The organism is Chitinophaga hostae (assembly GCF_018224885.1).
In the GTDB taxonomy this organism is placed as follows: Bacteria; Bacteroidota; Bacteroidia; order Chitinophagales; family Chitinophagaceae; genus Chitinophaga; species Chitinophaga hostae.
Map to the genome: position 1 here is coordinate 1 of NZ_JAGTXB010000012.1, position 20,477 is coordinate 20,477.

At 41.9% G+C, this 20,477-nt stretch carries 21 protein-coding genes and 1 pseudogene; 3 read left to right on the forward strand and 19 right to left on the reverse strand.

Annotation, left to right across the window (positions count from 1 at the left end):
* From KE626_RS22035 to KE626_RS22045, 3 genes are all read right to left on the reverse strand, one after another.
* On the reverse strand, positions 1 to 431 hold a 431-nt coding region (locus KE626_RS22035), incomplete at its 3' end, for a hypothetical protein (RefSeq protein ID WP_211975164.1).
* 28 nt (positions 432 to 459) lie between these two features.
* On the reverse strand, positions 460 to 735 hold the full coding sequence (locus KE626_RS22040; RefSeq protein ID WP_211975165.1) for a hypothetical protein: 276 nt from the start codon (positions 733 to 735) through the stop codon (positions 460 to 462).
* Positions 736 to 1,079: 344 nt separating this feature from the next.
* On the reverse strand, positions 1,080 to 1,613 hold the full coding sequence (locus KE626_RS22045; RefSeq protein ID WP_211975166.1) for a hypothetical protein: 534 nt from the start codon (positions 1,611 to 1,613) through the stop codon (positions 1,080 to 1,082).
* 1,076 nt (positions 1,614 to 2,689) lie between these two features.
* Between KE626_RS22045 and KE626_RS22050 the strand changes: the two genes are divergently transcribed.
* On the forward strand, positions 2,690 to 2,992 hold the full coding sequence (locus KE626_RS22050) for a helix-turn-helix domain-containing protein (RefSeq protein WP_346344457.1): 303 nt from the start codon (positions 2,690 to 2,692) through the stop codon (positions 2,990 to 2,992).
* 50 nt (positions 2,993 to 3,042) lie between these two features.
* Here the strand turns inward: KE626_RS22050 and KE626_RS22055 are convergent, their stop codons facing one another.
* The 8 genes and pseudogenes from KE626_RS22055 to KE626_RS22090 all read right to left on the reverse strand — a co-directional run bounded on the left by KE626_RS22055 (position 3,043) and on the right by KE626_RS22090 (position 11,568).
* Positions 3,043 to 3,510, reverse strand: a complete 468-nt coding sequence (locus KE626_RS22055; RefSeq protein ID WP_211975167.1) for a hypothetical protein — start codon at positions 3,508 to 3,510, stop codon at positions 3,043 to 3,045.
* A gap of 3 nt (positions 3,511 to 3,513) precedes the next feature.
* Positions 3,514 to 4,494, reverse strand: a complete 981-nt coding sequence (locus KE626_RS22060) for an RHS repeat-associated core domain-containing protein (RefSeq protein WP_346344458.1) — start codon at positions 4,492 to 4,494, stop codon at positions 3,514 to 3,516.
* A 22-nt stretch (positions 4,495 to 4,516) separates the two neighbouring features.
* A complete protein-coding gene (locus tag KE626_RS22065) occupies positions 4,517 to 5,017 on the reverse strand; it encodes a hypothetical protein (RefSeq protein WP_211975169.1) in 501 nt (166 codons plus the stop codon).
* Between the two features lie 16 nt (positions 5,018 to 5,033).
* Positions 5,034 to 5,981 (reverse strand): annotated as a pseudogene (locus KE626_RS22070) (RHS repeat domain-containing protein); the annotation flags it as partial.
* 810 nt (positions 5,982 to 6,791) lie between these two features.
* Entirely contained in the window at positions 6,792 to 7,649 is an 858-nt protein-coding gene (locus tag KE626_RS22075) for a tyrosine-type recombinase/integrase (protein ID WP_211975171.1), read from the reverse strand.
* Positions 7,646 to 8,545, reverse strand: coding sequence for a tyrosine-type recombinase/integrase (locus KE626_RS22080; RefSeq protein ID WP_211975172.1), 900 nt, complete (start codon positions 8,543 to 8,545; stop codon positions 7,646 to 7,648). Before KE626_RS22080 ends, KE626_RS22075 begins: the two co-directional genes overlap by 4 nt.
* 142 nt (positions 8,546 to 8,687) lie before the next feature.
* Positions 8,688 to 11,369, reverse strand: coding sequence for a CHC2 zinc finger domain-containing protein (locus tag KE626_RS22085; protein ID WP_211975173.1), 2,682 nt, complete (start codon positions 11,367 to 11,369; stop codon positions 8,688 to 8,690).
* Entirely contained in the window at positions 11,350 to 11,568 is a 219-nt protein-coding gene (locus tag KE626_RS22090) for a SymE family type I addiction module toxin (protein WP_211975174.1), read from the reverse strand. Before KE626_RS22090 ends, KE626_RS22085 begins: the two co-directional genes overlap by 20 nt.
* Positions 11,569 to 11,713: 145 nt before the next feature.
* On the opposite strand from KE626_RS22090, the gene KE626_RS22095 reads away from it, so the two are divergent.
* Positions 11,714 to 12,049: a helix-turn-helix domain-containing protein gene (locus KE626_RS22095; RefSeq protein ID WP_142688496.1), complete on the forward strand. Its 336-nt coding sequence runs from the start codon at positions 11,714 to 11,716 to the stop codon at positions 12,047 to 12,049.
* Between the two features lie 56 nt (positions 12,050 to 12,105).
* Here KE626_RS22095 and KE626_RS22100 read toward each other — a convergent pair whose 3' ends face one another.
* The 7 genes from KE626_RS22100 to KE626_RS22130 all read right to left on the reverse strand — a co-directional run bounded on the left by KE626_RS22100 (position 12,106) and on the right by KE626_RS22130 (position 19,547).
* A complete protein-coding gene (locus KE626_RS22100) occupies positions 12,106 to 12,531 on the reverse strand; it encodes a hypothetical protein (protein ID WP_211975175.1) in 426 nt (141 codons plus the stop codon).
* Between the two features lie 4 nt (positions 12,532 to 12,535).
* On the reverse strand, positions 12,536 to 13,579 hold the full coding sequence (locus KE626_RS22105) for an RHS repeat domain-containing protein (protein ID WP_346344451.1): 1,044 nt from the start codon (positions 13,577 to 13,579) through the stop codon (positions 12,536 to 12,538).
* 173 nt (positions 13,580 to 13,752) lie between these two features.
* Positions 13,753 to 13,920, reverse strand: a complete 168-nt coding sequence (locus tag KE626_RS22110) for a hypothetical protein (protein WP_211975177.1) — start codon at positions 13,918 to 13,920, stop codon at positions 13,753 to 13,755.
* 850 nt (positions 13,921 to 14,770) lie between these two features.
* On the reverse strand, positions 14,771 to 15,628 hold the full coding sequence (locus tag KE626_RS22115; protein WP_211975178.1) for a tyrosine-type recombinase/integrase: 858 nt from the start codon (positions 15,626 to 15,628) through the stop codon (positions 14,771 to 14,773).
* Positions 15,625 to 16,524, reverse strand: a complete 900-nt coding sequence (locus tag KE626_RS22120; RefSeq protein WP_211975179.1) for a tyrosine-type recombinase/integrase — start codon at positions 16,522 to 16,524, stop codon at positions 15,625 to 15,627. The genes KE626_RS22115 and KE626_RS22120 overlap by 4 nt, the downstream gene beginning before the upstream one ends.
* Positions 16,525 to 16,666: 142 nt before the next feature.
* Positions 16,667 to 19,348, reverse strand: a complete 2,682-nt coding sequence (locus tag KE626_RS22125) for a CHC2 zinc finger domain-containing protein (protein WP_211975180.1) — start codon at positions 19,346 to 19,348, stop codon at positions 16,667 to 16,669.
* Complete coding sequence (locus tag KE626_RS22130) at positions 19,329 to 19,547, reverse strand: SymE family type I addiction module toxin (RefSeq protein ID WP_211975181.1); 219 nt, start codon at positions 19,545 to 19,547, stop codon at positions 19,329 to 19,331. The genes KE626_RS22125 and KE626_RS22130 overlap by 20 nt, the downstream gene beginning before the upstream one ends.
* 145 nt (positions 19,548 to 19,692) lie before the next feature.
* On the opposite strand from KE626_RS22130, the gene KE626_RS22135 reads away from it, so the two are divergent.
* Positions 19,693 to 20,028, forward strand: coding sequence for a helix-turn-helix domain-containing protein (locus KE626_RS22135; protein WP_211975182.1), 336 nt, complete (start codon positions 19,693 to 19,695; stop codon positions 20,026 to 20,028).
* Between the two features lie 56 nt (positions 20,029 to 20,084).
* Here the strand turns inward: KE626_RS22135 and KE626_RS22140 are convergent, their stop codons facing one another.
* Positions 20,085 to 20,468, reverse strand: a complete 384-nt coding sequence (locus KE626_RS22140) for a hypothetical protein (RefSeq protein ID WP_211975183.1) — start codon at positions 20,466 to 20,468, stop codon at positions 20,085 to 20,087.
* Positions 20,469 to 20,477: the final 9 nt, after the last annotated feature.

Consider the following 20,477-nt stretch of genomic DNA (forward strand, 5'->3'; position numbering starts at 1 on the left):
GTTTCGAGCCTTTTATTTATGGAAGGAAATGGGATAATATCTTTCATGCTATTAATAGTCGTGTCAATTATTAACGGATTTGTAGGTTTAGCCTTCAAGTAATATCTAAAATCAGAATAATCGTTCAATATCATCTTATCAAAATAATAAAATCCCCTGGAGGCCATAAAATATGCATCTTTCAGATAGGCAGCTTTTTGCTTCTCATGGTAGTTGTCTATTAACTCAAGAACATGATCTTCTATTATAATATCATTTGATGATACAGGGAGTGAGCGAAAATATTTTATCATTCTCGTCAATCGCTCCTTATCTGAGGATGTGGATTCCGGCAGCAACCCGCCACCGGATGCCACGATGGCAATTTGGTTGTTACTGTCTGTAAAATACCAATCCGTATCAATACCAGGTTCAATCATTGCTTTTTCCATTTTTCAGTGCATACTATTAGCTTTTTATTTAATCATATCCCATTGGATACCAAACACCACGATATATGGGAGGTTTCATATTGGGAATCACATGACCCTGGTCAAGTTCCCGTATATCCACGTTTTCAATTACCCGCTTGAAAGCAGGGCGACCGATTGCAGTAAATACATTTTCATCCAGGATTTTAACTGCATCATCATAATCAAATACAGTTACTCCGCAACCCAATCCTATTCCAGGAGGATAGTTAGAAGCAGCATCTATCTTAAACTCGAACCAAAATCGTTTGTACAAATCACTCATAGTCATTTTAATTTTCTCTTGGTATGATAGACGGACTTGCGATCTCCCACGATTCCATTAATTTCAACTTGCTAAATTTATCTAAAAAGCAACTATTTTCAATAGCTAATTTTAATGCTCGGAGATATTCAATTTGCTTAGGGCTATTAGAAAATAGTGCTTCTTCTATGGTTGGTTCTGCATTGAAATTTTTCTTAAACAATTGGTATAATTTTGCTCTACGACACCAACACGTCCACTTGCCAAGCCAATTGGGCCTTCGTTTCCTTCGGATGTGTTTTGTGCAGGAATATCGTCAGCCCAAACGAATAATAATGTGTTACTCCACGTAATAGAATCGGTAATTACAGCTGTCTTAAATAGTTGCCATCCAACTTAAACCGTCTCTTGTTCATAACGATGTAATCTCTGATTGAGACATCAGTCAGTACAGTAAGTACTATTTTCCTGTTATTGGATTTAATAGGAATCCATTCTGATGACATGCCATTCTCAAAAACAATTTTCACACTATCTATTTTCTCATATAAGCCGTTACACTTTCCAATCATTGGGAGACACTTTATTGTATCATTATTAACTGCCACAAAGGCATCTGTCAGAAGTTCGTGCTTGGTATTTTCTACAATGGCGATATCAAAACTATCAACAAATTTTCTATTTTCTCCATAACTCACCTCCGCGGGAATATTATTCGATTGAAATGTACTTTCTAGTATTATCAGATCTTTAGATATCTTCCATTTACCCTGGCTTATTTCATGAGTCGCACAGGTATTTAAACTATAAGAAAAGGTACTGTCCCTTTTTAATATTAAGCTAACAAGATAATAGCTATCTTTGGCTGAATAACTGAACTTAAGGGAAATACCTTTCATCCTATCATTTTTAGTAGTGAGTTCCTTTTTCAATCTTTGGCAGTTGCCATATGTCGAAAAGAAAGACACTAAACTAACTATAAAAAATATTCTCATATTATTTATAGTTAAGTAATTGACCTGTGTATTACGCTGGTTTGCCATTTAACTTTTGATTACTCTTATTGAGGAAATTAATCGCCTGTATCAATGTCATCTTGCTATTGTCTTAAATCGAAGTGCAAAAGATATACTACTAGCCGAATTATATTTATCAAATCTGCTGCTGAAGTATTGGTAGTAAGCTGCACGTTGCTACCTGCCAAGAAGGTGTAAGCACCTCTGCCCACTATTAAACTCGCTGCACTGAATAAAAATATACAACTTAAACAGGTTTACTATCTGTGGTAAAGACATTATTAACACTAAATGCCGCGGTTCTCAGAAGAAATTAACTTCCATTTAGCTTCATCACAAGAGTATTCAAATACTGTTCGCGTCCCTCCTCCATTAGAGAAATCATAATTGCGATTTTTATAGGTTATATAAAAATTGATAATAGTAACTACGAACTTATTGCTATTTAATGCAGTGAGTACTTTCCAGGCATAGATGCCCTTTGATAGTACTTTCCTGTTTCGGTCATCGTAGATATTAATAAATTTAAACTTACCATTGAATGATACATAATTTAATGGTTGATCTTGTTCATTTAGCAAATACAAATTTTCAATATAATATTCATTATTCTGCTTTTTACTCGTCTCCAGAAGTTGTGTATACTTAATGATAATGGCTGAATCAACCATTGAATTATAGTCGTCCTTACTTTGCTGTGCGTGGACCGCCAAAACATAGGCTAATAGAATCATCAGAAAAAAGGCTCTTCTCATTATATTACTTCTTCGGTGTTACAAAATTAGCTGTGGAATAGTTGCAGTCACTCCAGTATTATTGTAGATGTAGACTGTTTCATTGCTTCTTGAAAATACATAATTAATTTTACTTCCGCTATTAACGACATCCGCTCCAACATTTGATGGCGCGTTATTGAAACGCCCGGTTGTTGTTCGATCTATAGTTGTCCCTCCAAGTGGATTGTTTCCACCTGGTCACAAACAGACCTGGCTGTGGAGAGCAACGTATCCAGAGAGATTATAGGCAAGTATGAGCGCGGCGATGCTACGCCATCTATCGATTTCGCAAAACGGATTGCGGATGCGCTGGGCGTATCACTGGATTACCTGGTGGGTGAAGGGATTAACGCGCACTTTGATAAAAAAAACCTGCAACGCATCCAGGACATTGAGAAGCTGGACGAGGATACTAAAGAAAAGGTGTATTTCCTTATTGATAACATTATTCAAAACACCAAAGCTAAAAAAGCCTTTAACTCATAAAAAAAGTGCAGAGGTTCCCTGCACTTTTTTATGAGTTAAAGCTTTAAAAACTAAATGCCTCGGTTCTTGGAAGTAATTAACCGCCATTTACCATCATCACAAGAATATTCAAACACTGTTGTTGACCCTCCTCCATTAGAAAAGTTATAATTATGATTTTTATACGTTATGTAAAAATCTACAATGTTGATTGTAAACTGATTCTTCCTTAATGTTGTAAATACTTTCCAGGCATAAATGCCTTTTGAGAGTACCTTCCTGTTTTGAGCATCATAAACATTCATAAGTTTGAACTTATCACTGGACGGCACATAATTTAATGGCAGATTTTGTTCATTTAATAAGTACAAGTTATTAAGATAATAATCAGTATTCTGCTTTTTAATTACATCCGAATACTGAGTATACATAATACTAATGGCTGAGTCTACCATTAATTTATATTCATCTTTATTCTGTTGTGCATCTGCCTTAAAACAATAAGCCAATATACTAACGATAAAAAATATCTTCTTCATATTTTACTTCTTGGGTGTTACAAAATTAGCTTGTGGAATAGTCGCAATCACTCCGGTATTATTATAAATATAAACAGTCCCGTTCCCCCTTGAAAACACATAATTAACCTTATTTCCACTATTCCCTACATCACCACCGACATTGGAAGGCGCATTCCTAAATGCTCCAGAGGTAACTGAGCCACCTAATGTAGTTCCCCCCAATGGATTTCCCCCTGTTGATGACTCTGATTTTGTTCCGCTTGGATGTGAGTGAAAAGTTGATTGGAAGTCAAAACTGGCTATTTCAATATGGGCATCTTTATTCACCGTGGGGTCAGAAACTGGTCCGGCCGGAGATTGAGTCACCGTCCCATCGGTTTTAATAACACCTCCATATTCTCTATTATTTGCAGGATCTGTTCCCCCTTTGCCATTGTCTTGATTAACTATATCAACCATGGCTTGTCTTGTGTCTTTAGATCCCTCTATTTCAACGAAGTTCTCATAAATAGTCGGATTAAAATCAAAAAATGCGTAAGATCCGCTATGCACTTCAATAGATTTCTCCACTTGCTTTTGTTCGTCTTTGCTCATCCCTGCAGAAGGCGCCCCACTATCAAAATTTTTCTGACTGGTTTTGATCACATATACTTTCCCATCATCTTTCCCATCGTCACCAATCTTTCGTCCCTTTTCATTAAGAAAGTCGCCCGGCACCATTCCATCAGGATCAGTAAAACGTATAGGATTATTATATGAATAGACATAAGGAGACCAACGCCGCGACACTTCAGAAAGAGGATCCACTACATGCCATCTCCCAATCTGTGCATCATACATCCTTGCCCCATAGTCATACCATTCAAGCCCTGATCCATCCCCGAACTCTTTCGATTGAAGTTCCTTATCATTGTATTTCAGGCGATTTTCAGCATAGTTACTTCCCTTCAACGCATTGGAAGATATCCCACTCATTGTGAGTCCAAACGGGTAATAATATATCTCCTCCTAAAAGCATGGCTCTCTATTGGTTCATTCTGTACCAGTTCCCCTTTACTTTCGACCATCCTTCTTTATAGAATCCAGTCCGGTATTTCTCATCAGAAAACCGTATTAAATCTGGCTTTTCTTCATTTAAAAGGCCAATAAATACATTTCCATTAGTATCAACTTTCAGGCTTCTAACATGATAAGATAAAAAATGTATTGCCAGACGCTCCAATGATGTCTTGTTAATATTAATTGTATCCTTCATAAGAACAGTACTAGTCTTAACTACCTTCTTCGAATCTTCATCAACATATACTATAAATGGGCCGTCATTCTTTTCTTCCGAAAGATCATTATCTACAAATAATATAAGTAACTGTTCTTTATCCCTTCCCCGAAAGTATACGCATTTATTAATAAATGCCGTAAAATCAGCATCAGCATATTTATCAACAAATTGTTCCTGCCGTCTTGTCCCGCATGAACATAACGCCAAAAAAAGTATCGCTATTTGAAATTGTTTAAGCAACTGCATCTTTATCTTTTTATGCTTAAAAAACAGATATAGGTAACAAAGGTCCAAATTCAACCTTACCTGAATACTCTATCTCTTTATAGTAATTAATATAGCCATGTTCAAACCCTTTCATTATGGAATATTGGTCATCCATAGAATCTGGTTGAGAGCTATAGTTATTCTCTTTTGTATTTACGAGACTGTTGTAGTGCCCACCTCCCAACAGCTCAGGAAGACTTAATCCTAAAGCTGCACCGGCAGCTCCAAAGAGGAAGTTTCCAAAATTCATATGATTATGCGCAACACCATCCACGAGGAAAATCATCGATGATGGTTTATTAACAGGGCTTGCGCTTGCTTCAGGAAATTGCCTGTGAATTCCTCTATAAGAAAAGTCCAAGCCTCCGCCTCCTTGTCCTTGTTCGCGAATATATTCATATCGACTGTTTCGATTTTCCAGTTTATTCTCACTATCAAATACACCTGCACGAGACATCATATCTCTAATATCACTTTCCTTTACAAATTCTACCCGTTTAATAACTCCACTCTGAATATCTTTAACATCGTTCTTAGGATCAGCAAAGCTAAACTTCTGAGTAACTTGTCCCTGGTTATCCACTATACGCCCTTTACTGCCATGCCACAGGTTATGCCACCAATTATCTTTAGTTGTACCTGTATAGTTGCCCGCAGCATCGAAATTGATGAATTTCTTACCATTCGGATCTAAATAGCGAATCGGATTATTTCCCATTGCGACATATGGAGATAGGGGATAAAATTTAACTGCCAATGGATCTATTGATGCCCAACGACCTATTTGCGGATCGAGTGCCCGTGCTCCAAAGTCATACATCTCTAACCCACTTCCATCTCCGAACTCCTTATTCTGCAACTCTTTCCCGTTATACTTCATCCTATTCTCTGGATAATTCGCACCTTTGAGCGCATTCGAAGATATCCCCGCCATGGTCAACCCAAACGGATAATAATAGCGTCGCCTCCAGCACCGGTCTCAAAGAACTCCTACCACTAAAAATAACGGATTTTATTTTTTCATATGAAAGAAAAAAATCTAACCGGTCATAAAACGCGGTCACCGTCCGGGGGTAGATGATGTGTTACTGCTGCTGATTTTATATTCTCATGCTGATCATGGATTTATCGTCCAGCCTATGTTCTGCCGTCCCCCACATCATCTATCCCCGGACGGAAGCGCGATAGTCAAAAGCTGATCAGGGTACTAGCGCAGGTGTTCGCGCAGCTTATTCTACTCATCGCCGGGCCAGCGGTATAACGCTGATGGCTATATTCTATCGCCCGTGCAAAACGTCCTCCGCCCCACACCGCCATTCCCCCCTGGCCGCTGCGGCGGCAGCCAGAGCGCAGGCCCTGTAGCGCAGCGGAAGGGCCCAGCGAGGGCGAGCCGCAGCAGGCCGCGCCTTCGTCCTATATCTGGCCGGGAGCGCCAGCGGACGGCAAAATCAAAAATGGAAGGCCAGGGGGGAGAGCGGGGGGCGGACAAAAATGGACAGCGAAGGGATGGCGGGCATTAAGGCAACCACGATTAAAAGCAGCCCTTAGCCAGACCGGGAGCTGGACGAACGGAGGGCGCAGGAGCGCAAAAAGCGTGACAGGCCGCAGCGCAGCCCCTGAAGCGCAGCGGAAGGGGCAAGCGTAGGACTGGCGCGTCTTTTTGCCGACTAAGCCCGCAGTGAGACCGCTTTTCCTTTAACATAAAGGCTTTACGTTAACGGGAAGGGATATATTATTTTTGATAGCATCGGCATTATTTCAACGGATGGTACTGTCGCAGGGCATTTTGAAGATCATCTATGTTATTTAGTTTATAACGCTGCGTACTACTCACATACCGGTGGCCAGCCATATACTGCACCTGCCGCAGGTTGTACTGCTTTAACCAGTGGGTTATTACACTGCTTCTGATCTGTGTTGCATCGATCACTTTAACATTGAGCTGCCGTAGCTGCCGCATCATTACGCCCACCTGGTTAACGATGTTATTAGCACTGACTTTGCGTTTCTTATTTTCCTGCAGCAATGGACCGGTTTTAAACCTATTGGCTTTTATATAGGCTTGTAGTTCCAGCACCTGCGCAGCTTCCAGCCTTAACCACCTTTCATTACTATGAGTGCTGCCACTAATAAAAACCTTCCCCTCTTTTAAGTAAATATCTTTTACAAATAACCGTTTCAGTTCCTCCACTGTTACTCCCTGCTGGACAAGCAGACCAAGCATTATTTTCTTTGATGCATCTACCTGTAATTGTAGCTGGTAACATTCATACAGCTGGAGCATTTCATCCTGGCTTAACAGGTTATTAGGCAAACGTCGGGTAATACCTTTCATAAACAAGCCTGTAGCGGGGTTGTCGGTACGTTTTCCTTCCGCCACCAGGTAGTTAAAGTAATGCCGCACCGGGCATAGTATAGCATTTATCAGGGCTTTACTTTTATTCATGGATTGCAGCCACCGGATAAAGTCCAGCAGCTCCGTATAAGTGATAACATCGGCTGATAACTGTTCCTGCTGTAGCCATGCTGTAAAGTAGTCCAGGTACTTGCTGTAAGTGCTGATAGTGCTACCGCTGTGTTGTTTCTGTTTTAAATAATCAGTGAACATCATATCATGTCATTTACAAGGTGAGTATAAATCTGCGTACTGTCTAATACCTCATGTCCTAAAAGCTCCTGGATTTGTTCAAGGCTCATACCTGATGCCAACAGGTGCGTAGCAATACTGTGCCTCAGCGTATGTGTGCCAATATTTTTTATTAATCCTGCCTTTTTAGCCAGTCCCTTAATGCGGATGTATAAACTTTGCTTTGTGAGTCCTTTGCCCTTATTTGCGCCTATAAACAGCATTTGTGAAGATGTTTGCAACAACTGAGGCCGGGCGTGATCTATATATAATCGCAGTTGCTCGTAACTGCCGCCAGCTATAGGCACATACCTTTCCTTGTACCCCTTGCCTTTACGTACATAGAGTAACCTGCGATCAGTAATAATATCGCTTATCTCAAGACTGGCGCCCTCATTGAGCCGCAGACCACAACCATAAAACACCGCCAGCATAGCCTGGTCACGCAGCCCCAATACACTATCGTCCGTAGCTTCGTATAGTTGCCGGATTTCCTGCACGGTTAGCCATACAGGTTTATTTCTGCTATCCTCCATCCACTCCAGATTAAAGCCTATACCACTCTTACCGGTTTCACGCAGGTAACGACTGAACAACTGTAATGCCTGAACATACTTATTAATATGACCTGCACTATAACCGCGACCAGTACGGATACCGGTTTGTAATTTCAGATGATCTATATAACTGCTGGCATCGGCTGCCGTAAGCTGTTGTAACCCCATTTTACCGTGCCGCTCCTGATAGTGCAGGAACTCACCCACGTGACGCGGCAGGTTATATACGCTACTATCCGCATAATTCAACGTTTCAAGCCACTGCTTAAAACCTGCACATAGTAACACATGCTCACTACTGCGCAGTACGTACATTGTTTCCATAAACAATAAATTTTAATAATAAGAGAGGGGCTAAACGGAGTAAAAGAGAAGATAAATTTTTACTACTATAGTCTTTTTCACTGTCGCAGTTGTCGCAGTAGCCTAAAGCCTTTACTGTGGCACCTCTTACTGCGACAGTAACTCACTGTCGCAGTACTGTCGTAGTAGACGCAGTAGATTTTAATCCGGAGAGTATTACCTGTAATTGATCATCTATAAGGCGGGTAAGTTCCTTATATTCATTACCATCTAAGATAACATATTCAAAACCCTGACGGTGCTTATAACCGCTTACCTGACGGATATAACCGTATTGATGTAACTCCCTGATGTAACGCTGTACGGTACGGGGTTGTAGCCTGAACTGTTTCCGTACCTGCTGTGGAGTAAAACTACCCTCCCCATTATTATGCAGGTAATCCCTCAGCTGTTCTAAAAAGATCCTCGTAGCCTTTGCCAGTTCATCACCCTTACTAAACATCACCTCCTTTAACAACCCGAACGCTGCCGCAATATCATCCGGCGTAGTTTCAATATAGGGATGACCGTTACTATCACGCTTTACTTCCCGCTGATACTGATGATAAAAGGTAATCGTTTCTATAAACGACAATAACAACGTCATAGTTCTGCGCGGCTTAAAAATTTGTTCCGGTAACTGGATACAACCAGCGTAGGGATTCACTACCCGTACAGGTTGCAGCACCTGTTGCACATTCCTAAAAAGCTGTTTAATAGCCTGTTCCTGGCTGTAGTTAACCGCTCCCGCACTCTGGCGGGTTTGATATTCCATAATACGCCTGTCCTGTTCCTTACTGGCATCCACGTACAACAGCAGGCAACGGTTGGCGTTATCTTCGTATAGCTTTTCCCGTGTGGTGCAGCCACTCACACTTACCGGGCCATCCACTGTAACGGTAACCGTTTTCAGGTTGCCTTTATTATCTTTTAGTGTAACCGTTTTAGTGATACGCTTTTTACTTTGCAGTTCCCGCAAGGGATACAGGGACGTTTCCGCACCGTCCAGATCCTCGATCAGCAGCAGCTTATGTTTTAACTCGTCCTGCTTAAAGTAATAAAACGCATTCTCTGTTATCTGGGTAATCTCTATTTTATCTCCTGCAGGGATCAGGTCTGATACCCGTTCCTGCAGATAAGTTTTACCGCTGCCACTGCTGCCTAAAAACATAATATGCAGCGGGGTGTGTTGTTTGCGGCTGCTGTACACCAGGTAAGCAATCATCCGGTTAACTTCTTCCCCTACAAGCCCCGACCTGCCTATATCTTCACCGGTACGGCTTAACAAGCCAGGTGCTTTCAGGTAATTAATAGCCGCTTCACGCTGTGAGGGTGATAGCTCCGGTTTAGCCGCTGGCTTAGGTTGCATACTTTCCATACGTTGCACCCGGTAACCTTCCAGCGTATTTGTAAGCTGCGCAATAATAGCTATAACCACTTGCTGGCTCATATCATAGGACGCCGATACCTGGCTGATCAACCCTTGTGTATGGCTATGGTTATAAAGGTCCAGATGATGGCGCAGCGGCAATAACTGTTTCTGTTTATGTTCTATTTTCAGCGTTACCCGCAACCGGTCTAAACCGGTTATTTTGATGCCACCTAAAACAGTAATAAGCAATACACCACCATCATAAATTAACAACTCCGGATTAACTGTATTCAGCCTGGCATCACTCTCCACTAATACAGGTGTAGTAAGACTTTCAGCAGGTACGGCTTCTGGTGCAGTATAAAAAACTACTGGTTGCCTGCCTTCGATCACCTCCACCAGGACACGGCTATCATCATGGGATTGCAACACACTGTTTATATCTTCCCCATCAGGAAGCAGTACTGTAGTGATCTTTACACGGGGAAGTAACTGTAGCAATGTATTACTATGCTTTATAGTAGCTGCTTTCCCTGCATCATCACCATCCAGCATAAAGATGATTTCCTGTAAACCGGTGCTGGCAATGATGGCCTGCTGATGCTCTGTAGTTAGCCCATTAGTGCCATACAAGGCTAATACTTCATACGCTGTACTGATTTCCGCCTGCTGTAACAGGCTGGCAGCATCAATCACGCTTTCTGTTAGTATTAACCCTGTGGCAGCGGGTGTAGGATAACAGGGATATAGGCCAGACCGTCCGGTTAAATAAAAATGCCGCTGATCCTCATTATTACTGATACTACGGCCGTACAGGGATACTATTTTATTTTCATGATTACGTAAAGGGAAGATCACACACTCCTTTGCCCATACGCTGTAACCATGCACTGCATTAGCTTTCAGCAGCCCATACTTTACCATACTGTTAATCAGGTGGTGGTTTTTACTTTCAGTATGCAGCCCGCCACTGTTATAACCCATATCATGCAGACTGTAATCTATACTGCGCCCTTGCAGGTACTGGATCGCCTTTTTACTGGCAGGTAATGCCTTTTTAAAATAGCTGAACACCTTTGCCATTAATGCCTCCCGTTCTAACAGATCCGCTTCATTGCTTATTGGTCGCGAGGTTTCAGGCACTTGCTTTTGAGGTACTGCATTACCTCCACCTAATAAGGATTTAGCTTTCATGATGGCCTCATGTGTACTGCACTTTTCCATCAGCTGTATAAACCTGATTACGTCACCGGTACCAGCATTACAGTTACTACTAAAACAATGATAGGTGTCTGTTTTAGGGTAAAGTTGTAATGAAGGTGTTTTATCAGGATGGAACGGACATAGTACCCGCTGGTGCTTATCAGGCTGTAAGCCATAATGGGTAACAACTTCGCTGATAGATAGCTGCAGCTTAATGTCCTTTATCTCCATGACCAGGCTTTCTTTTTATCGTCAACGTTTCGTCCCCGACTGTGATCTCTACCTGATCCCCTACATTAAAACCTGCTTTCTCTAACCATAGCCCACTGATGTTGAGCCACGCAACATAGCGCCCGCCTGGATTGCGACATTCCTTTAATTCCTGATATTTGCCGTGTAACTTGACTAGTCGGATTTGTTTTGTTCCCATGTGGAAAAATATTTTATAGTACCAATTGGTAACAAAAGTAATGGATTGGTTTTAATTAACCAATACTTATTTATTTTGACTAGCATAAATAAGTAACTAAATTTGTTAACCCCCTGCTTTTACAGGGTATTTAAAGTACCTTTTTATGACTTTTGGTGAACACATTGCTACGCAGCGCAAGCAGCTTAAAATATCCCAGGACGAACTGGCTAAAAGAGTGGGAACTTCAGCGCCCATTATTGGCCGCTATGAACGTGGGGAGATAAAGCCCTCTATCGAGATGGCTAAAAAAATTGCAGATGAACTGGGCGTGACCGTGGATTACCTGATTGGTGGCTCTACCAGCATGGTACTGGACAAAAAATTACTTAAACGCATTGAAGATATTGAAGCCCTACCGGAAGAAGAGAAAGAAAAAATTTATTACTTCATCGATATGGCCATTACATATAACAAAACTAAAAAAGCATATTCACGATAAACAGAGAAGCCGCAGGCATCGCCTGCGGCTTCTCTGTTTATAATTCAAAAACCTTATTAGATTTGCTGATTACCACTCGATATAAAATGCAATACCTGGTAGAAGCCCTCATATGCATTCCCCATCTCTAAACTCAAGATATAAGTTCTATTATTTTTATCTTTCACTCGCAATCTTGTAAATCTACTTTTATCAGTTACCATATCCCTAAATTCCTCTTGTAAGGCAGGTGATACATCAATAATATCAGAGTTAAGAATAATAATATTTGAAGAGGTTAAAACTCTCCTGTTTGTTAATAGTACCCAATCTAAGGCATCTTTATAATATACTATTAATCCCTTTTCTCCTTGTTCCAAAGACGACAATAAATCGTTATACTGAGATTTACTATTTTCATCTACAATCTTTGTAAACTGCCCTTCAGAGCCTTTTCTCCTAAATATTGATAGCAATATCGATGATTTATCTTTCTCTTCCATTATATTAAGGTGTTAATACTTTTTGCATAAAAACTCCGCTTCCGGATTGTTCAAATGAATATCCAAAACGTTCTGCTATTTTCGGATTTAAAAATCCTTTATTTATTACAGATGAACCATAAATAGATATCTTGTTGGCACCAGCTCCAATGGCCTCAGCCTCCATATTATTTATTAACACCCGTAATCCTGATACGCTTTTTTTGGTCGCGTCTAGTAAAAAAATATTTCTATTAAAAGTATTTCCTACTAAACCTTTCGTACCCCAGATTTCATAATTCCCCATTTTCTCAGCACCTTTAAATAAGGCTTGCCCAAACGTTTCTTCTGTCATTGAGACTAAAGCCCCACCTCTAATAACCTTAGCTGCGCCTCCAAACAAACTAGCTATCGGGGGTAGTGGAACTAATAGTGACTCTACAGGAACATAATCCGCTCTGCCTGATGCTCGCATAAACTGAATATTCCCATGCTCATCAACCCTATGACTAGACCAAAAAGCAGCTTGTTGATCAATGTAAGCATTAGCTACAGCACTTCCTCCGTCAACCCTTCCATTAGACCTAAAATTCACCGTATGACCAATAGCCGTATTTATCGCTGCACCAGCAGCCTCACTATAGGTCTTCTCTATCGTAGTATAATTTACATGGATATTGCGGGAGGTCTTATTTACTACTTCTCCTCCGGTTTGCTCAGCAACTTCCCTTGCAGCTCTTCTTTGGGCAGATGTTGAACCAAACAATCCAAAAAAGTAATCACCAAGAGGGTCTATATTCTTTGCAGGGTCATTACCCATACTTACGTATGGACTCTCACTTAAAGAAGATTCCGTTTTAGGATCAATTTGCCACCATCTACCTATTTGAGGATCAAGGGTTCTAAAAAACGCATCATACTGATTCATATCTAAATCAGTGGTATGCTCTATCCCGTTGTATTCTTTCCGGTTCTTCGAGTATTGTGTCCCCTTCAACGCATTGGAACTTATCCCCGCCATGGTCAACCCAAACGGATAATAATGCGTCTCCTCCAGCAACCGACTCAAAGAACTCCTACCACCTAAAAATAACGGATTTTATTTTTTCATATGAAAGAAAAAATCCGGGAGCTGTTTATCCGTTGGGGTTACCGCGGTCACGAGGCCACCAGGCATAGTTTGCTCCACGATACGATTCCATAGGTTATAAAAAATCCGGAGCGTAAGCCCCGGATCTTTTCTTAATTACGCTTCATCAGCTCTCCAAACTTGATAATTACCTCCTGTATACTACTCCCACATGCTACAATACTATCCTCGTAAGCAGCCAGGAACGCGCTTTCCTGTTCTGGTTTCACCTGCATGATGGTAAGTTCTCCTGTTGCCTCTTTAACAATGTAATTTTTCATAATGATAATTTTTTGATGGTTAAAAAACGCCTGCCGGGTGGCAGCTTTTAAAAGAAAAAAGAGAAAAAAAGAAAGCCATCTCCCAGCACCCGGTGATTATCGAACCAAAAGGAAACGGAATAAATGCGTGGTATTCTAAAGCTGACGGCTTGATGGCGCTGGTGCAGGATATAAAGCTGATGGCTTATTCTGCCGCTTTATGCCGTAGTCTTTTGGTGAGATAATCTTCCGGGGGCTATCTTCGCTTTCTTCTTTTTCTTTTTTTCTTTTAAAGGGTGATCTACTAACCCGATCGCCTATACTAATCTCATCTACCGATCTTCTCCACCGATCTACCAGGTGGGCATCAGGGTACTAACGTCGGGCAGCTATAATCTCCCGCTTAACCGACGCACTGCCGCCCCCACCGCCATTCCACCCTGGCTGCTGTGGCGGCAGCCAGAGCGCAGGCCCTGTAGCGCAGCGGAAGGGCCAAGCGAGGGCGAGCCACAGCTAGCCGCGCCTTCGTCCTTTATCTCGCCGGGAGCGCCAGCGGACGGCAAAATCAAAAATGGAAGGCCAGGGTGGACGGCGGGGGGCGGACAAAAATGAACAGCGAAGGGATGGCAGGCATAAAAACGACCAATATTTAAAACAGCCCTTAGCCAGACCGGGAGCTGGACGAACGGAGGGCGCAGGAGCGCAAAAAGCGTGACAGGCCGCAGCGCAGCCCCTGGAGCGATAGCGGAAGGGGCAAGCGTAGGACTGGCGCGTCTTTTTGCCGACTAAGCCCGCAGTGAGACCGCTTTTCCTTCAACATAAAGGCTTTATACTAACAGGAAGGAATATATTATTTTAGAGCGGATCAGCACTATTTTAATGGATGGTACTGCTGCAGGGCATTTTGAAGATCATCTATGTTATTGAGTTTATAACGCTGCGTACTGCTCACATACCGATGGCCAGCCATATACTGCACCTGCCGCAGGTTGTACTGCTTTAACCAGTGTGTTATTACGCTGCTCCTGAACTGCGTTGCATCGATCACTTTAGCGTTAAGCTGCCGTAATTGCCGCATCATTACACCCACCTGGTTAACGATATTATTTGCACTGGCCTTGCGTTTCTTATTTTTCTGTAGTAACGGACCGGTTTTAAACTTACCAGCTTTCATATAAGCTTGCAGGTCCAGTACCTGCGCAGCTTCCAGCCTTAGCCACCTTTCATTACTATGACTGCTACCACTAATAAAAACCTTTCCTTCCTTTAAGTAAATATCTGTTGCATATAGCCGTTTCAGTTCTTCCGTTGTTACTCCCTGATAGATGAACAGACCTAATATAATTTTCTTTGATGCATCTACCTGTAACTGCAACTGATAACATTCATACAGATGCACCAGCTCATCATAACTTAACAGGTTATTAGGCAACCTCCGGATAATTCCCTTCATAAACAAGCCTGCCGCTGGGTTATCAGTACGTTGCCCCTCCGCCACCAGGTAATTAAAGTAATGCCGCACCGGGCATAAGATAGCATTAATCAGCGCTTTACTTTTGTTCAAGGATTGCAGCAACCGGATAAAATCCAGCAGCTCCGTATAGGTGATAACATCGGCTGATAATTGTTCCTGCTGTAGCCACTCCGTAAAGCAGGCCAGGTACTTGCTGTAAGTACTGATAGTGCTACCGCTATGCTTTTTCTGTTTTAAATAATCAGTGAACATCATATCATGTCATTTACAAGGTGAGTATAAATCTGCGTACTGTCTAATACCTCATGGCCTAAAAATTCCTGTATCTGTTCAAGGCTCATACCTGATTGTAATAAGTGGGTGGCTATACTATGACGCAACGTATGCGTACCGATATTCTTTATTAAACCTGCCTTTTTAGCCAGTCCTTTAATGCGAACGTATAAACTCTGCTTCGTGAGCCCTTTGCCCTTATTTGCGCCTATAAACAGCATTTGTGAAGATGTTTGCAGCAACTGAGGGCGGCCATGTTCTATATATAACCGCAACTGCTCATAACTGCCACTGGCTATAGGTACATACCTTTCCTTGTAACCCTTGCCTTTACGCACATACAATAATCTACGATCTGTAATAATATCGCCTACCTCAAGACTGGCGCCTTCATTGAGCCGCAGACCGCAGCCATAAAACACCGCCAGTATAACCTGGTCACGCAGACCTAATACACTATCGTCCGTAGCTTCGTATAGCTGGCCGATTTCCTGCACCGTTAACCATACTGGCTTATTCCTGTTATCCTCCAGCCATTCCAGATTAAAGCCTATACCACTTTTACCGGTTTCACGTAAGTAACGGCTGAAGAGCTGTAACGCCTGCACATACTTATTAATATGCCCTGCACTATACCCGCGACCTGTACGGATACCAGTTTTTACTTTCAGATGATCTATGTAACTAACAGCATCGGCTGCCACTAGCTGCTGTAGCCCGCTTTTACCTTGCTGTTCCTGGTAATAGAGGAACTCTCCCACATGACGCGGCAGATAATATACGCTACATGCCGCGTAATCCAACGTCACAAGCCACTGCTTAAAGCCTGCACATAGTAATACATGCTCACTACTGTGCAGTACGTAAACTGTTTCCATAAACAATAAATTTTAATAATAAGGGAGGGGCTAACAGGGTAAAAGAGAAGATAAAAAATTTACTACTATAGTCTTTTTCACTGTCGCAGTTGTCGCAGTAGCTTAAAGCCTTATCTGTGGCACCTCTTACTGCGACAGCAACTCACTGTCGTAGTACTGTCGCAGTAGGCGTAGTAGATTTCAACGTAGTAAGTATGGACTGTATTTGTGCATCTATCAGGCTGGTAAGCTCCTTATATTCATTACCATCTAAGATAACATATTCAAAACCCTGGCGATGCTTATAGCCGCTTACCTGACGGATATAGCCATATTGATGTAATTCCCTGATGTAACGCTGTACCGTACGGGGTTGTAACCGGAACTGCTTTCTTACCTGCTGAGGAGTAAAACCATCTTCCCCATTATTATGAAGGTAATCTTTTAGCTGCTCTAAAAAGATTCTTGTTGCCTTTGCCAGTTCATCCCCTTTACTAAACATCACCTCCTTTAACAACTCGAACGCTGACGCAATATCACCCGGGGTAGTTTCAATATAAGCCTGCCCGTTAGTATCCCGCTTTACCTCCCGCTGGTACTGATGATAAAAGGTAATCGTTTCTATAAACGATAATAACAGCGTCATGGTTCTGCGTGGCTTAAAAATTTGTTCTGGTAGCTGGATGCAGCCTGCGTAAGGATTCACCACCCGTACCGGTTGCAACACCTGCTGTACGTTCCTAAAAAGCTGCTTAATACCTTGTTCCTCGCTGTAGTTAACCATCCCTGCACTCTGGCGGGTTTGATACTCCATAATACGCCGGTCCTGCTCTTTGCTGGCATCCACATATAATAACAGGCAGCGGTTAGCATTATCTTCGTATAGCTTTTCCCGTGTGGTGCAACCGCTCACACTTACCGGGCCATCTACCGTAACTGTAACCGTTTTCAGGTTGCCTTTATTATCTTTCAGGGTAACCGTTTTGGTGATACGCTTTTTACTTTGCAGCTCCCGCAAGGGATACAGGGACGTTTCCGCTCCGTCCAGATCCTCTATCAGCAGCAGCTTATGTTTTAACTCGTCCTGCTTAAAGTAATAAAACGCATTTTCCGTGACTTGAGTAATCTCTATTTTATCCCCTGCAGGGATCAGGTCTGATACTCTTTCCTGCAGATAGGTTTTACCGCTACCGCTGCTGCCTAAAAACATAATATGCAGTGGCGTATGTTGTTTACGGCTACTGTACACCAGGTAAGCAATCATCCGATTTACTTCCTCTCCTACAAGCCCCGACCTCCCTATATCAACACCCGTACGTTTTAACAAGTCAGGCGCATTCAGGTAGTTAATAGCCGCTTCACGCTGTACCGGTAACAACTCCGGTTTAGCCGCTGGCTTAGGTTGCAGGCTTTCCATACGCTGCACCCGGTAACCCTCCAGCGCACCCGTAAGCTGCGCAATAATAGCCGTAACTACCTGCTGGCTCATATCATAAGACGCTGACACCTGGCTGATCAACCCCTGTGTATGACTATGATTATACAGGTCCAGATGATGACGCAGCGGTAATAACTGTTTCTGCTTATGCTCTATTTTCAACGTCACCCGCAGCCGATCCAGTCCGGTTACTTTAATACCACCTAAAACAATAATAAGCAATACACCTCCATCATAAATTAACAACTCCGCGTTAGCTGTATTTAGCCTGGCATCACCCTCTGATAACGCAGATGTAGTAAGGGTTTCAGTAGGTATATTTTCAGACGCTGCATAAAAAGACACGGGCTGCCTGCCTTCAATCAGCTCCACCAGGACACGGCTATCATCATGCGATTGTAAAACGCTGTTTATATCCTCACCATCAGGAAGCGCTACTGTAGTAATCTTTACACGGGGCAGCAATTGTAACAAGGTGTTACTATGCTTTATGGTAGCAGCTTTCCCTGCTTCATCACCATCCAGCATAAAGATAATTTCCTGTAGCTTGGTACTGGCAATGATTGCCTGCTGATGTTCTATAGTTAGCCCATTAGTGCCATACAAGGCTAATACTTCGTACGATGTACTGATTTCCGCCTGCTGTAGTAAGCTGGCTGCATCTATTACACTTTCTGTAAGTATTAACCTTATGGCACCTGAGGTGGGGTAACAAGGATATAGACCAGACCGTCCGGTTAAATAAAAATGCCGCTGATCTTCATTATTACTGATACTACGGCCGTATAGGGATACTATCTTATTTTCATGATTACGTAAAGGGAAGATCACACATTCTTTTGCCCATACACTGTAACCATGTACTGCATTAGCTTTCAACAGCCCAGACTTTACCATGCTGTTAACCAGGTGGTGGTTTTTACTTTCAGTATGAAGCCCACCACTGTTATAACCCATATCATGCAGCCCGTAATCTATACTGCGCCCTTGCAGGTACTGCATAGCTTTTTTACTGGCGGGTAGTGCTTTTTTAAAATAGCTGAACACCTTTGTCATCAACGACTCCCGTTCTAACAGATCCGCTTCATTACTTAATGGTGGCGAGGTTTCAGATACTTGTATTTTAGACATCGTATTACCTGCGCCCAGCAACGATTTAGCCTTCATAATTGCTTCATGTGTGCTACACCTTTCTATCAGCTGTATAAATTTTATCACATCACCGGTACCAGCATTACAGTTACTACTAAAGCAATGATAGGTATCTGTTTTAGGGTAAAGTTGCAAAGAAGGCGTTTTATCAGGATGGAACGGGCACAATACCCGCTGATGCTTATCAAGCTGTAAACCATAGTGGCTGGCCACTTCGCCGATAGACAACTGCTGCTTAATGTCCTTTATCTCCATGATCAGTCTTTCTTTTTATCATCAGCGTTTCTTCTCCTACTGTAATCTCCACCTGATCCCCTACATTAAAACCTGCTTTCTCTAGCCATAGCCCACTGATGTTGAGCCACGCAACATAGCGCCCGCCCGGATTGCGGCATTCTTTTAATTCCTGATATTTGCCGTGTAACTTGACTAGTCGGATTTGTTTTGTTCCCATGTGGAAAAATATTTTATAGTACCAATTGGTAACAAAAGTAATGGATTGGTTTTAATCTACCAATACTTATTTATTTTGACTAGCATAAATAAGTAACTAAATTTGTTAACCCCCTGCTTTTACAGGGTATTTAAAGTACCTTTTTATGACTTTTGGTGAACACATTGCTACGCAGCGTAAGCAGCTTAAAATATCCCAGGACGAACTGGCTAAAAGAGTGGGAACATCAGCGCCCATTATTGGCCGCTATGAACGTGGAGAGATCAAGCCTTCTATCGAGATGGCTAAAAAAATAGCCGATGAACTAGGCGTTACCGTGGATTACCTCATTGGTGGCTCTACCAGCATGGTGCTGGATAAAAAATTACTTAAACGCATTGAAGATATTGAAGCCCTGCCTGACGAGGAGAAAGAAAAAATTTATTACTTCATCGATATGGCTATTACTTACAACAAAACTAAAAAAGCATACTCCCGATAAAATAGAAAAACCGCAGGCAATTGCCTGCGGCTGCCTTATAATAAATTTCACCTATTTTAATCACTAAAAGCTCCTCTTAAAGTCCGGCCTATAGACTTAATGTTTATAATGATAAATAGCAGAAAAACCCATAAAGAAAAAGGTTGCACTTTTAGATCTAATCCAGCTTTATTTAAACTGAACCCAAAAGAATAGGCCTCTATAACAGGGGTAAACGCAATTAAATTAAGCGTACCAAACAATAGGGTAATAAAAGTAATGACTTTACCAATCTTAGGCCTCAATACTATTGCAACCATGCTTGCCAATACAAAAAACACACCCCAATAATGCTTATTAACCAATAATATATTGGTAGTTAACGTTGTGTAAATACTATACCCTAAAGCTATAATCAATATTGCAAGTGGTATATATTGTAGGATCCTTCTAAAATTCATAACCATATA

Coding starts and splice junctions, on each gene's coding strand:
- KE626_RS22040 (WP_211975165.1), bottom strand. CDS start 735: ATGAGTGATTTGTACAAACGATTTTGGTTCGAGTTTAAGATAGATGCT.
- KE626_RS22045 (WP_211975166.1), bottom strand. CDS start 1,613: ATGAAAGGTATTTCCCTTAAGTTCAGTTATTCAGCCAAAGATAGCTAT.
- KE626_RS22055 (WP_211975167.1), bottom strand. CDS start 3,510: ATGAAGAAGATATTTTTTATCGTTAGTATATTGGCTTATTGTTTTAAG.
- KE626_RS22065 (WP_211975169.1), bottom strand. CDS start 5,017: ATGCAGTTGCTTAAACAATTTCAAATAGCGATACTTTTTTTGGCGTTA.
- KE626_RS22075 (WP_211975171.1), bottom strand. CDS start 7,649: ATGATGTTCACTGATTATTTAAAACAGAAACAACACAGCGGTAGCACT.
- KE626_RS22080 (WP_211975172.1), bottom strand. CDS start 8,545: ATGGAAACAATGTACGTACTGCGCAGTAGTGAGCATGTGTTACTATGT.
- KE626_RS22085 (WP_211975173.1), bottom strand. CDS start 11,369: ATGGAGATAAAGGACATTAAGCTGCAGCTATCTATCAGCGAAGTTGTT.
- KE626_RS22090 (WP_211975174.1), bottom strand. CDS start 11,568: ATGGGAACAAAACAAATCCGACTAGTCAAGTTACACGGCAAATATCAG.
- KE626_RS22095 (WP_142688496.1), top strand. CDS start 11,714: ATGACTTTTGGTGAACACATTGCTACGCAGCGCAAGCAGCTTAAAATA.
- KE626_RS22100 (WP_211975175.1), bottom strand. CDS start 12,531: ATGGAAGAGAAAGATAAATCATCGATATTGCTATCAATATTTAGGAGA.
- KE626_RS22110 (WP_211975177.1), bottom strand. CDS start 13,920: ATGAAAAATTACATTGTTAAAGAGGCAACAGGAGAACTTACCATCATG.
- KE626_RS22115 (WP_211975178.1), bottom strand. CDS start 15,628: ATGATGTTCACTGATTATTTAAAACAGAAAAAGCATAGCGGTAGCACT.
- KE626_RS22120 (WP_211975179.1), bottom strand. CDS start 16,524: ATGGAAACAGTTTACGTACTGCACAGTAGTGAGCATGTATTACTATGT.
- KE626_RS22125 (WP_211975180.1), bottom strand. CDS start 19,348: ATGGAGATAAAGGACATTAAGCAGCAGTTGTCTATCGGCGAAGTGGCC.
- KE626_RS22130 (WP_211975181.1), bottom strand. CDS start 19,547: ATGGGAACAAAACAAATCCGACTAGTCAAGTTACACGGCAAATATCAG.
- KE626_RS22135 (WP_211975182.1), top strand. CDS start 19,693: ATGACTTTTGGTGAACACATTGCTACGCAGCGTAAGCAGCTTAAAATA.
- KE626_RS22140 (WP_211975183.1), bottom strand. CDS start 20,468: ATGAATTTTAGAAGGATCCTACAATATATACCACTTGCAATATTGATT.